This window comes from Variovorax sp. YR634 (genome assembly GCF_900106655.1).
Lineage (GTDB): Bacteria > Pseudomonadota > Gammaproteobacteria > Burkholderiales > Burkholderiaceae_C > Variovorax.
Genome location: NZ_FNOL01000033.1, coordinates 13,558 through 25,965 on the forward strand (window position 1 = coordinate 13,558; position 12,408 = coordinate 25,965).

Here is a 12,408-nt window from a genome sequence, read left to right on the forward strand (position 1 = left end):
ATGCGGCGCTGCGCCCCATCCAGCTAGCGCGTGCGCTGCTTTGCAACGAATTCCGGCGTCACCGTGCCCTGCTTGTTGCCGAACTGCGCGATAACGTAGTTGGCGAGCGCCGCAACTTCGGTATCGGTGTAGGCCTTGCCGAACGCCGGCATGTAGACCTCCCTGTCGTGCACGTGCATCCGCACGCCCTGCAGGATCATCTGCGTGACGTTGGAGCCGTCGGGGTCGTTCACGCCGCGCGTTCCGAGCAGCGACGCGTTGGCGGTCTGCTGGCCTTGTCCGTTCCACTGGTGGCAGCTCGCGCATGCCGCCGCGAAGAGCCTCAGGCCTTGCTCGTGGCCTTCGGCCGTGTTGGCGGCAGGCGCCGCCGCGCTCGCGGCCACGGCCCATGGCGCCTTCGCATCGACCTCGATCGGGTCTTTGCCGGCCTTTGCGGGCACCGTGCGCAGATAGCTCACCAGCGCCGAGGCGTCCTCCGGCTTCAGGTACTGCAGGCTGTGCTCCACAGCCTCGCCCATGGGGCCAGAGGCCGAGCCGCGGCCATCGGCGTGCCCGGTCGTCAGGTACGAGGCAATCTCTGCATCGCTCCACGCGCCGATGCCGTTCTTCGCATCCGACGTGATGTTGTAGGCGCGCCAGCCCTGGATCGATTCGCCCGCGAGGTTATTACCCGCATCCATCGCGAAGGCGAAGTTGCGTGGCGTGTGGCATTCAGCGCAGTGGCCCAGCGCCGTGGCGAGGTACTTGCCCTGGTTCCACGCAAGCGGTTTCGACGCGTCGGCCTCGAAGCGGCTGCTCTTGAAGAAGGCCGCGTTCCAGAAGCCCATGGCCCAGCGCTGGTTGAACGGGAAGCCCAGGTCGGCCTCCTTGTTCGGCTGGTTCACCTTGGGCAGGCTGAAGATGTAGGCCTTGATCGCGAGCACGTCGTTGCGGCTCAGCGTGGTGTACGAGGTGTACGGGAACGCCGGGTACAGGCGCTTTCCGTCCGCGCGCACACCGTCGTGCAGCGCGCGCACGAAGTCATCGTCGCTCCATTTGCCGATGCCCGTCTCCGGGTCGGCGGTGATGTTCGACGAGTAGATCGTGCCGAAGGGCAGCACGAAGGGCAGGCCGCCTGCAAAGGGCTGCCCCTTGCCGCCGGGCACCGTGTGGCAAGCGATGCAGTCGGCGGCCTTGGTGAGGTATTCGCCGCGCACGAGCAGCGCCGCGTCGCTGGGCGCGCCGGCCAGCACCGGCGCCTCGCCCTCGGACTTGTCGGTGCGGTTCAAAAAGAAATACAGCGCCGCCCCAACGACGAACACCGCCACCAGAAGTTTGAGAAGCCGCTTCATGCTGCGCTCCTTTCGCCAAGCCCTGCACTGGCGATCTTTTTCTTCAGCGCCTCCTTGTCCTGCGCCAGCAGCGCGCGGTTCACCGGCAGCTCGCGCAGGCGCACGCCCGTTGCCGCGAAGATCGCGTTGGCCAGCGCCGGTGCGGCAATGGCGGTGCCGACTTCGCCGAGCCCGCCGGGGGCCTCGCCGCTCTTGACGGTGTGCACCTCTATCGGCGGTGCCTCGTTGATGCGCAGCATCCGGTAGTCGTGGAAGTTGCTCTGCTCGATGGCGCCGTCGCGCACCGTGATCTCGCTGAACAGCGCCGAGCTCAGCCCGAACAGCAGCCCGCCCTGGATCTGCGCCTCGATGGAGCTCGCGTTCACCGCAATGCCGCAGTCGAGCCCGACCACCGCGCGCCGCATGCGCACTTCGCCCTGCGGCGTGACCTCGGCCTCGACGATGGCGCACACGCGGCTGCCGAAGGCATCGCCCACGGCCACGCCGCGCCCGACGCGCGCCGGCAACGTGCCCTGGCCCCAGCCGATCTTGCTTGCCGCCAGGTCGAGCACCGCGAGCGTGCGCGGGTTCTTCTTCAGCATGGCGCGCCGGTAGGCCACCGGGTCTTTCTTCGCGCGGTGCGCCAGCTCGTCGATGAAGCTTTCCATGACGAAGAGGTTGTGCGTCGGCCCCACGCCGCGCCACCAGCCGACGTTCAGGCCGGCCGGCATGTCGTGCCGTACCCATTCGACCTTGAGGTTCGGCAGGTCGTAGCAGGGCTCGGCCACGCATTCGATCAGGTCGCCGTCCATGCCGTCCTTGCCCATGAAGGCGGGAGCCCAGCGGCCCAGCACCGTGCCGCCCGAGATGCGGTCGCCGAACCAGAGGATCTGGCCCTCGCCATCGACCACGGCCGAGATGTCGTCGTGGTACATCGGCCGCACGATGTCGTGGCGGATGTCTTCCTCGCGCGTCCACACCACCTTGAGCGGGTAGGGCACCTGCTTGGCGAAGGCCACGGCCTGCTCGACCGAATCGGTCTCCAGCCGTCGGCCGAAGCCGCCGCCCAGGTACTGGTTGTGCACCACGACCTTGTCTTCGGCCAGGCCGGTGATCTTGGCCGCGGCGGTCACGCAGCGCGTGGGCACCTGCGTGCCGACCCAGATCTCGCACTGGTCGGGCCGCACGTGCACCGTGGTGTTGAGCGGCTCCATGGTCGCGTGGGCCAGCATCGGAAGGTCGTAGGTGGCCTGCACCAGCGTGCCCTCGGGCCGCTTGCCGGCTTCCTTGCCGATGATGGCCTTGTCTTTTGCCAGCGCGTTGGCCAGCGCCGCACGCAACTGCTGCGTGGTGAGCGTGGCGTTCTGCCCCGGCGTCCACTGGATCTTCAATGCATCGAGGCCCCGCTTCGCGGCCCAGAAATGCTCGCCCACCACGGCGACCGCGTCCTTGATGCGCAGCACGTCGATCACGCCGGGAATCGCCCGTGCCGCCTTGTCGTCCACAGAGGCCAGCACGCCGCCGAGCGTGGGAGAGGCCTTGACCGTCGCCACCTTCATGCCCGGCAGGCGCACGTCGATGCCGAATTGGGTGGTGCCGTTGACCTTGCCGGCCGAGTCGACTCGCCGCAGCGGCTGGCCGATCAGCTTGAAATCCTTCGGCTCCTTCAGCGTCACCTTTTCCGGCATCGGCAGCTTGGCGGCGGCGCTGGCAAGCGCGCCGAAGCCGAGCTGCCGGCTGGATGCCGCATGGCTCACCACGCCGCGCGCGACCGTGCAGCTCGCAGCGTCGACCTTCCACTGCGCGGCGGCGGCGCTCACCAGCAGCGTGCGCGCCACGGCGCCAGCTTCGCGCAGCACGCCATAGGTGCCGCGCGTGCTGGTCGAGCCGCCGGTGATCTGCCCGCCGAGCAGCGGCATGCCGTAGAGCGCTTCGTTCGGCGGCGAATGCTCCACGCGCACCTGGTCGAGCTCGACGCCCAGTTCCTCGGCCAGCAGCATCGCCGAGCCGGTGTAGATCGCCTGGCCCATCTCGGCCATCGGCATCACGAGGCGCACGCCGCCGTCGGCATCGATGCGGATGAAGGCATTCGGCGCGAATGCCGGGTTGCCGTCGGCGAGCGCGGCGGCCGCGTCGGCCGGCTGCTGCCTGGGGCTGATCGCGGCGAAGGCCTTGCTGCCTCCGACCCAGGTGAAAGCCAGCGCAAGGCCGCCGGCCTGCAGGGCGGCGCGCCTGCTGATGCCACCGATGCCGGCGGCCTTCACGATGCGCTCCTTGCCGGCATCGCGACCACCGACTGCAGCACTTCGGCCTTGCCGGTGGCGGCCTGCTTGATGGCCGCACGAATGCGCGAGTAGGTACAGCATCGACAGACGTTGCCCGACATGGCCAGGTCGATGTCGGCGTCGCTCGGGTTGGGCGTGCGCTGTATCAGCGCTGCTGCCGACATGATCTGGCCGGACTGGCAGTAGCCGCACTGCACCACGTCGACATCGAGCCAGGCCTTCTGGATGCTCTTGCCCGCAGGGGTCTGCGAGACGGCTTCGATGGTGGTGACGGCTTTCTTGCCGATGGAGCCGACCGGCAGCACGCATGAGCGCACGGGCTGGCCGTCGAGGTGCACGGTGCAGGCGCCGCACTGCGCGATGCCGCAGCCGAACTTGGTGCCGGTCAGGCCGACGATGTCGCGCAATGCCCAGAGCAGGGGCATGTCCTCGGGCGCGTTGAGGGCAACGGACTGGCCGTTGATGTTGAGATCGATCATGGGCCCCGCCTTTTTTCTGGTTCGCCGTGGGTGGCAGCGCGAACCATAGCGCGACTTCGGAAAGTGCGCTTGGCGGGCAGGGCAACGCTCAACCGGGTTACCCGGATTTCATCGACGGGCGCTCATCGAAAGCACCCGAAGGTATTCATCGCCGTGCAGGATCGTCAGGCGGGCACCTTCTGCGCGGGCGCCTGCAGCGGCGGCGTGCCGGTCTTGAACAGGCTTGCCAGCTGCGTGCGCAATTCCGGCGTGTCGGCATGGCCGTGGACGGCCACGGCGTGCTGCACGGCAGCATCGAGCAGTTCGCTCTCGGAGTCGGCAGATAGCGCGACGCTGCAGTTCGTCGTGCTCGGATACTCGCGGCAGTCGATGTATTGGCGTGACATGGTGGCTCCTGGAATGTCCTTACGGACGTGCTTCGAAGATCAGGTTGAACGGGGTCTCGCTGGCGCGGCGGAAGTGCGAGAAGCCGCCTTGCGTGACCACCTCGCGAAGGCGCGCTTCGCCGGCCTGCGCACCCAGGCAGAGGCCCACTTCCTGCGAGCGCGAGGCCGGCGTGCAGATGAAGCTCGAGGCCGAATAGAACACGCGCCCTACGGGGTTGATGTTGTCCTCCAGCCGGTCGTTGGCAAAGGGCTCGACGATCATCCAGGTGCCCTGCGGCTTCAGGCTGCGCCGCACGTGCGCCGCCGCGCCGACGGGGTCGCCCATGTCGTGCAGGCAGTCGAAGACCGCGACGAGGTCGTAGTTTTCTCCGGGGAAATCCTTGGCGCTCGCGACCTGGAAGCGCAGGCGCTTTTCATCGTCGACACCGGCCTTGCGTGCCGTTTCGCGGGCACGTTCGATCGAAGGCGCGTGATAGTCGAAGCCGACGAAGCTGGACTCGGGATAGGCCTGCGCCATCAGCAGCGTCGATGCACCGTGCCCGCAGCCCACGTCCGCCACGCGCGCGCCGCGCTTCAGCAGGGGCTCGATGCCTTCGAGCGCCGGGATCCACTGGCTCACCAGGTTGGCCGCGTAGCCGGGCCGGAAGAAGCGCTCGGTGCCATGGAAGAGGGCCGCATCGTGCTCGTGCCAGCCGATGCCCAGGCCCGTGCGCATGGCCTGGACCATCTTGGGAATGATCTTGAACTGCGCCACCGCGATCTGGAAGGCGCCGGGCACGAAGGCCGGGCTGCCTTCCTCGGCGAGCGCGAAGGCCTGTTCCTCGGTCAGCGAGAACAGCTCGCCTTTGGGGTCGTACTCGACGTAGCCGCTGGCGGCCTGGGCCGAGAGCCATTCGCGCAGGTAGCGCGGATCGGTCTCGGTGCGGCGGGCCAGTGCCTCCGCGGTGGAGGGGCCTTCGGCCAGCGCCTTGTACAGGCCGAGCTGGTCGCCGACGACGATGGTTGCCGCGTGCATCACGGCGCCGATGTCGTGGACGAAGTTACCCATGAACGCGTTAAGCCGTGTTTCGTCGATAGCCATGTGTATCTCCTTCGCCGGTGGGCGGCCCGCGCGCCCCCCGCCTGCCTATACTGTTCGCGGCAAAGGGCCTGCAAGCATCCTGCGTCTCGATGCGTGCAGGCGCCATACGCAGCAATGCGTATGCACCGTGAAAGGGGCATGCCATGACGAACCTGACGCGCAACAATCGCGCGAGCGCACTTCGCCTGCTGGCGCAACTGGAGTCCGGGCATTCGCCCGTGCGGCATCACGGCGCCGGCAACGATGGCTTGCGCGCAACCCACCGCATCGCAACAAAGTCGCCGGGCCGGCGCGAATTCCGCCGCGCTGCGCTGCAGGCCGACTACTACCGGCGCGCGGGGTTGGAGCACGCGGTGGCGGTTGCCTTCCTGTACCGGCTGGCCTGCCGCGCCGAGGCGCCGTTGCCCGAAGCACCGCCTGCCGGCCTCACGCCCCGCGAGGGCGACGTCATGCACTGGCTCTCGCGCGGAAAGACCGATGCCGAGATCGCCGCCTTGCTGGAGATAAGCCCACGCACCGTGCACAAGCACCTGGAGCATGTGTACGTGAAGCTGGGCGTCGAGACGCGCACGGCGGCCGTGATGCGTGCGCTCGGCATGGACAGGAGCCCGTAGGGAAGGAGCAGCCGGGGCCGGCCGGCCCTCGCCGTCAGCGCGAGGCCACCGCCACCGGCGCATCGGCCGGCGAGGCAGACCGCCCGATCATCCACGCGCACACCGCCGACACCACGCCTGCGAACAGCACGTACAGGCAGATCTGCCACGGCTCGCCGCCGCCAGACTTGAGCAGCGCGGTCGCGATGATCGGCGTGATGCCCGAGGCGAAGATGCCCGAGAACTGGTAGACGAAGCTGATGCCCGTGTAGCGCACCTTCGCATCGAACAGGTCGCAGAACAAAGCAGCCTCGGGCCCGTACACAGATGCATACAGGATGCCGAAGGGCACGATGATCGACAGCCAGATCAGCATCACGTTGCCGCCGCTGTGCGTCATGAGCCAGAAGCCCGGGAACGCCGACACCGCAGTAATGAGCGAACCCCACATGTACACCCGCGGCCGCCCCAGCCGGTCAGACATGCGCCCGAAGAAGGGAATGGCAAAGCACATCACCACAGCAGCGGCCATCACGCCCAGCAGCGCTTCGGTGCGGCTGATCTTGATGGTGGTCGTGAGGTAGTTGATGGAGAACACGCCGAAGATGTTGAAGAACACGCCGTCGATGTAGCGCGCGCCCATGCCCTTCAGAACATTGCCCGGGTAGCGCCGGATCATGTCCATGAACGGAATGCGCAGCTCGGCGTTGCGCGCCTTCACGGCCGCGAACTCGGGCGTTTCCTTCACGTGCAGGCGGATGTACATGCCCACCATCACCATCGCGCCGGAGATGAGAAAGGCGATGCGCCAGCCCCAGGCCAGGAACTGCTCGTCGGTGAGCAGCGACGACAGCAGCGCCACCACGCCGGAGGCCAGGCACAGGCCGATGGCCAGCCCGATCTGCGGCAGCGAGGCATAGAAGCCGCGCTTTTCCTTCGGCGCGTATTCGTATGCCATCAGCACCGCGCCGCCCCATTCGCCGCCCAGGCCGATGCCCTGCGCCACGCGAAGCAGCAAGAGCAGCAGCGGCGCCGCGATGCCGATCTGCGCATAGGTGGGCACCAGCCCTATGAGGAAGGTGGCCACGCCCATGATCATCAGCGTGATGATGAGCATGCTCTTGCGGCCGATCTTGTCGCCGAAGTGGCCGAAGATCACGCCGCCCAGCGGCCGCGTGACGAAGCCCACCGCGAAGGTCGTGTACGCCAGCAAGGTCGACACCACCGGGTCGCTGCCCGGAAAGTAGAGCTTGTTGAACACGATGCCGGCCACCACGCCGTACAGGAAGAAGTCATACCACTCGATGGTGGCGCCCACCAGGGCCGAGACCACCACCCTGCGAATCGCTTTCTCGTCGCTTGCGCTCATGTCGTTGTCTCCGATGAGGTTGTCGTGGCGGCCTCTGCGGGCCTTGGGTTTGCAAAAAACAAAAAACTCAGTGCGCGGCTGCTGCCGCTCTCGCGTCCTCTCTGATCAGGTCGACGGCTTTCTCAGCCATCATCACGGCGGGTGCGTTGGTGTTGCCCGACACCAGCGTCGGCATCGCCGAACAGTCGATCACGCGCAGGCCCGCCACGCCGTGCACGCGCAGGCGCGCATCGACCACGGCGAGCGCATCGCTGCCCATGCGGCAGGTGCCGGTGGGATGGAAGATGGTGGCGCCGTTGTTGCGGCAAAACTCCAGCAGGTCGGCGTCGCTCGCGGCATCGGGGCCGGGCTTCACCTCACGCTTCACGTAGGGGCGCATTGCGGGTGAATCGGCAATCGCGCGCGCGGCCTTCACGCCGGCCACGGTGGTCGCGCGGTCGAGCTCGGTGGCGAGATAGTTCGGCTGCATCTCCGGGGGTTCGGCCGCGTCGAGCGAGCGGATGCGCACGTGGCCGCGCGACTCGGGCCGCAGCTGGCACACCGACATCGTGAAGCCCGAGTACGGATGCACCTTGCCGCCCGCCATGTCGGCCGAGAGCGTGGCCACGTGGAACTGGATGTCGGGCGTGGCTGCCATCGGGTTGCCGCTTTCATCCTTCAGCGCACGCATGAAGCAGCCGCCCTGGTTGATGCCCACCGCCAGCGGGCCGGTGCGGTGAAGCAGCCATTCCAGCCCCATGCCCATCTGGCCGAACCAGGAGTTGAGCTGGTCGTTGGTGGTGATGGGCTTGGTGCATTCGTAGCCCAGGCGAATCTGAAGATGGTCCTGCAGGTTCTCGCCGACGCCGGGCAGCTCGTGCATCACCGGGATGCCGAAACGATCGAGCAGCGCGCGCGGCCCGATGCCCGAGAGCTGCAGCAGCTGCGGCGACTGGATCGAGCCGGCCGACAGCAGCACCTCGGCGCGGCAGCGCGCGGTCTTCAGCTCGCCGCCTTGCCGGTACGTGACACCGGCGGCGCGCTGGCCATCGAACACCAGCTTCTGCGCCATCGCCTCGGTCTCGATGCGCAGGTTGGGGCGGCGCTTCACGGCCGGCGTCAGGTAGGCCTTGGCCGTGCTGCAGCGCCAGCCCCTGTGCGTGGTCAGCTGGTAGTAGCCCGCGCCTTCCTGCGCGGCGCCGTTGAAGTCGTCGGTGCGCGGCACGCCTGTCTGCCCGGCGCCGTCGATGAAGGCCTCGATCAGCTCGTGCTTCGCGGCGATGTCCGAAACCCTCAGCGGGCCGTTGCCGCCGTGGAAGGCGTCGCCGCCGCGCCGGTTGCCTTCTGATTTGATGAAGTAGGGCAGCACGTCGTCGTAGCCCCAGCCGGCGTTGCCCAGTGCGGCCCAGTGGTCGTAGTCCTCGCGCTGGCCGCGGATGTAGATCAGCCCGTTGATCGCGCTCGATCCGCCCAGCGTCTTGCCGCGCGGCCAGTAGATGCGCCGGCCGTTCATGTTCGGGTCTGGGTCGGTCTCGAAGCGCCAGTTGTAGGTGGGGCTCCACATCGTCTTGCCGTAGCCGATGGGCAGGTGGATCCACAGCGAGCGGTCGGCGGGCCCTGCTTCGAGCAGCAGCACGCGCGCGGCCGGGTCTTCGCTCAGCCGGCCGGCCAGCACGCAGCCGGCCGAGCCGGCGCCGACGACGATGTAGTCGAACTCTTCTTCAGGCATGAAGGGGTCCTGTAGGGGCCTGTGGGGTCCGGGAGTGGAACAATCGCTTCGCTCGGCCGCATCCTAGGCTAATGATTTTCGGAACGCAATGTTCCATTTTTAAGGTTTACCCGCATGCCCCGTTCCGCGCGCACGCCCGCCGCAGTGATCCCCGCAGTGATTTCTCCGGAGGAGGCGGAGTCCGCTTCCGGCTCCGGTTCGTCGGCCGAGCGCAGCCTGCGCCTGCTGGCGCTGCTGGCCAACGAAGGCCGCGCGCTCACGCTCGCTGAACTGGCCGCGCAGCTCGGCCTGCCCAAGGGCACCGCGCACCGCATCTGCACCCAGTTGCTGGCCACGGGCTTCCTGGCGCGCGACGTGGACGAGCGCTCCTTCAGTGTCGGCCCCGCGCTGCGCAAGCTCGCCTTCGACACGCTGAACCACGGCGTGGTGCGCGGGCTGCGGCACGAGGTGCTGTCGGAACTGGTGCGCCAGGTGGGCGAAACCTGCAACCTCACCACGCTCGACGGCGCGCAGGTGCTCTACCTCGACCGCGTCGAAGCGCAATGGCCGCTGCGGCTGACGCTCGACGTGGGCTCGCACGTGCCGCTGCACTGCACCGCCAGCGGCAAGTTGTTTCTCGCGCAGATGCCGAAGAAGGAACGCGATGCGCTCATCGACAAGCTGCCGCTGGAACGCATGACGGCCAACACCATCACCAAGGCCGCTGCGCTGCGCACCGAGTGCGAGGCGGTTGCGAAGAGTGGTTACTCGTGCGACCGCGAAGAGTTCATCGCCGGGTTGGTGGCCGTGGCCGTGCCGGTGTGCGATGCGGCGGGCGCGGTGCGCGCCGCGCTCGCGGTGCATGCGCCGACCGCGCGCATGTCGATGGACGATGCAGTGAAGCGCATCGATGCGCTGAAGGCGGCGGCGGAGAAGATGAGCGGGCTGCTCTGAGCTTGTCGGCCTGCTCTTACTCTTCGTAGCCGATGTCCAGCCTCACCATGGCGCCGTCGCTGTCGATTCTTTCCGCGCGGAAGTAATAGCGCCCGCGGTAGCTCTCGAAATGAAGGGGAAGGGCGACGGGTTCGTCCCAGCTCGTCAGCGCGAAGCCCTGGTTGCGCAGTTCATGCAACAGCGCATCCAGGCGCTGTGGATCGGGGTCGACGCGAATGTCCGCATCGGCCGGCGGTGTGCCTTGCGGGTCGTGCAGCCATCGCGCGAAGCTGCCGATCAGGGTGAAGACATGGCCCTGTGCGCGGAGGGCGTCGAGCAACCGGGCTGTGCCCTGCAGGTCGATGCGCGCGCGCTGCTTGCGAAACACCAGCGCGTATTCGTGGCGGCGATCCGTGCGCGCTGGGAAAGCTTCGCTGACGGCAGTCGCTTCGCTCTCATGCGGATAGATCAGCACACGCTCTTCTTCCATGGTGAAGAGCGCACCGAGGATGCGCGCGAGGTCGAAGGCCAGGGGCAGCACGCGATCGCCGAGGCGAATGTTCTGCACCATCGCAATGCAATGGCCGCCTTCGCGCAAGCGCGTGCGAACGGCGTGGAACACGTTGCGCAGGCCCTCCAGGTGCTGCGCATAGCTGCGGCTGTCGTAGAGCTGCGAAGCCGTGGAGGCGCCCGACCACTGGCATCCGAAATAGGGCACGTTGGTAAGGCAAAGCTCGAAGGGCAGCAGCGCGGTGGTGTCGAGCGTGTCGCATGAGCCGTGCAGCAGGGTGATGTCACTGTCGCCGATGCCGTGGCGCGTCAGCCGTTCGCGTATGAGCTGGATGCGGTCCGCGTCGATTTCGCAGCCTGCCGCCAGCCGGTTTTCCAGGCGCGTCGCAAGCAAGGTCGTGCCAAAGCCCGCGAAGGGATCGAAGACCGTGTCGCCGCGCTGCGAGAACTGGCGCACGAACGGCGTCATCTGCTCGACCCATCCGCAGTCGCGCGCGCCCAGCGGGTCGCGCGCACGCAGGTCGTCGGGCAGGCGGTGGAGCGGCGACTCGTGGTCGAGCATCAGCCAGCTGTGGCTAGGCATCGGCATGCTCCTGCATCGAACGGGTGTCGAGCAGCACGTCGCGCCCGGGCTCCCAGCCGGCGCACAGCCGTCCATCGGGAAAGTAGACCAGCTTGTAGATGTCTTCGGTCGCATGGCGCGCGTGCATGGCGCCGTAGTCGGAACTCTCGAAGATCACGGACAGGCCATTCGCGGTGCGCAGGCGCAGGTTCCAGAAGTAGTAGCCCTCGGTCAGGCTCTCGACAGTCCATCCGCGCGAGACGGCGGCGTCGTCGAGGCAGGCTGTCAACAGCGCGTCCATTGGCACCCGCTGGGCGTGCAGGTAGCGCGCCGTGGCGTTGTCCCGGTAGTTGCCGTCGAGCCGGGAGAACTCACGGAAGACGACGGTGCCGGCGCCGCAGTGCTGCTGCGCCCACGAGAGGTAGGCCGAAACGTCCCGTGGCTGTGCGACGCCGCTGCGCTGAAGAATGCACACCAGGCGCAACGGCATCGTATCGGCCAGTTGCCGCGCGGTGCGTTCGAACACCGCCTGATCGCTGATTTCCAGACCGGGCCTGAAACGCATGATGGCCTGGTTGGTTGCACCTTCGTGGTGGTGGCGGGACAGTTCGAGCCAGCTCAGTCCGAAGTCTTGCAGCGCACGCGTCAGAGTGGCGCCGCCTGCCTTGGCAAAGCCGGCACCGTTGGTGTACAGCACGCGGTCTTCGACGCGCGGGCCGTCGCTTGCTTCGGCCGCGGCCAGCGTGGCCAGCAGTTGCAGCATCCAGCCGGCGTCGTCGCTGGTCTCCAGGCCCGAGAGCGACCACGAGAGCGGCACGCCGCGCAAGGCCCGAAGCGCACGGGCAAGACCGTCGAAGTACGTGCCGTCGGGCCGCAGCCGGGAGGCCGGCACACCGCCATAGGTCTTGCGAAGATTTTCCGAGCAGAAGCCGCAGCGCGCCGAGCATGGCTGAACGGCCGCATAGGGCGTGAAGGTCAGGGGTTGCGCAAGGCGCCGCCGGACACCGCCAATGGTGTGCGAGTGCCAGCGCGCCGCCTGCCGTGGGTCGGGCGCACGCAGGTTGACCTGTGCGGCAGCGGTGCGAAGGCGCTCGAAGAACGGGGAACTCGCGCTGCGTGGCAGGTCGGCGACGGCCACGCTGTCCATGGGGACGGTGAGGGCGCGCGTGGCACTGTCGGAAGGCATTGCGGAAGGCATGTCGGGCGGAGGAGC

The 12,408-nt window shown here is 67.7% G+C and carries 11 protein-coding genes; 2 read left to right on the forward strand and 9 right to left on the reverse strand.

The genetic code is table 11. The features are described from left to right. Window positions 1-23: 23 nt before the first annotated feature. The 5 genes from BLV60_RS31840 to BLV60_RS31860 all read right to left on the reverse strand — a co-directional run bounded on the left by BLV60_RS31840 (window position 24) and on the right by BLV60_RS31860 (window position 5,541). A complete protein-coding gene (locus BLV60_RS31840) occupies window positions 24-1,331 on the reverse strand; it encodes a c-type cytochrome (protein ID WP_093059462.1) in 1,308 nt (435 codons plus the stop codon). After that, the gene (locus tag BLV60_RS31845) at window positions 1,328-3,676 is read right to left on the reverse strand and encodes a xanthine dehydrogenase family protein molybdopterin-binding subunit (RefSeq protein ID WP_371127423.1); all 2,349 of its coding nucleotides are present in this window, start codon (window positions 3,674-3,676) and stop codon (window positions 1,328-1,330) included. The genes BLV60_RS31840 and BLV60_RS31845 overlap by 4 nt, the downstream gene beginning before the upstream one ends. Then, window positions 3,571-4,074, reverse strand: coding sequence for a (2Fe-2S)-binding protein (locus tag BLV60_RS31850; protein WP_093059465.1), 504 nt, complete (start codon window positions 4,072-4,074; stop codon window positions 3,571-3,573). The genes BLV60_RS31845 and BLV60_RS31850 overlap by 106 nt, the downstream gene beginning before the upstream one ends. Before the next feature lie 164 nt (window positions 4,075-4,238). Next, window positions 4,239-4,460, reverse strand: a complete 222-nt coding sequence (locus BLV60_RS31855) for a DUF1059 domain-containing protein (RefSeq protein WP_093059467.1) — start codon at window positions 4,458-4,460, stop codon at window positions 4,239-4,241. Between the two features lie 19 nt (window positions 4,461-4,479). Next, a complete protein-coding gene (locus BLV60_RS31860; RefSeq protein ID WP_093059469.1) occupies window positions 4,480-5,541 on the reverse strand; it encodes a class I SAM-dependent methyltransferase in 1,062 nt (353 codons plus the stop codon). A gap of 143 nt (window positions 5,542-5,684) precedes the next feature. Here BLV60_RS31860 and BLV60_RS34890 point away from each other — a divergent pair, with 143 nt between their 5' ends. Further along, window positions 5,685-6,155: a helix-turn-helix transcriptional regulator gene (locus BLV60_RS34890; protein WP_093059471.1), complete on the forward strand. Its 471-nt coding sequence runs from the start codon at window positions 5,685-5,687 to the stop codon at window positions 6,153-6,155. 34 nt (window positions 6,156-6,189) lie between these two features. Here BLV60_RS34890 and BLV60_RS31870 read toward each other — a convergent pair whose 3' ends face one another. After that, window positions 6,190-7,503, reverse strand: a complete 1,314-nt coding sequence (locus tag BLV60_RS31870; RefSeq protein WP_093059473.1) for an MFS transporter — start codon at window positions 7,501-7,503, stop codon at window positions 6,190-6,192. 67 nt (window positions 7,504-7,570) lie between these two features. Then, on the reverse strand, window positions 7,571-9,211 hold the full coding sequence (locus BLV60_RS31875) for a GMC family oxidoreductase (protein ID WP_093059475.1): 1,641 nt from the start codon (window positions 9,209-9,211) through the stop codon (window positions 7,571-7,573). 114 nt (window positions 9,212-9,325) lie between these two features. Between BLV60_RS31875 and BLV60_RS31880 the strand changes: the two genes are divergently transcribed. After that, the gene (locus tag BLV60_RS31880) at window positions 9,326-10,144 is read left to right on the forward strand and encodes an IclR family transcriptional regulator (protein WP_093059477.1); all 819 of its coding nucleotides are present in this window, start codon (window positions 9,326-9,328) and stop codon (window positions 10,142-10,144) included. 16 nt (window positions 10,145-10,160) lie between these two features. On the opposite strand, the gene BLV60_RS31885 is transcribed toward BLV60_RS31880, so the two are convergent. Together BLV60_RS31885 and BLV60_RS31890 are read right to left on the reverse strand one after the other, a co-directional pair. Further along, the gene (locus BLV60_RS31885) at window positions 10,161-11,216 is read right to left on the reverse strand and encodes a DNA methyltransferase (protein WP_093059540.1); all 1,056 of its coding nucleotides are present in this window, start codon (window positions 11,214-11,216) and stop codon (window positions 10,161-10,163) included. Beyond that, window positions 11,209-12,381: a hypothetical protein gene (locus BLV60_RS31890; protein WP_256329666.1), complete on the reverse strand. Its 1,173-nt coding sequence runs from the start codon at window positions 12,379-12,381 to the stop codon at window positions 11,209-11,211. Before BLV60_RS31890 ends, BLV60_RS31885 begins: the two co-directional genes overlap by 8 nt. Between the last annotated feature and the right edge of the window lie 27 nt (window positions 12,382-12,408).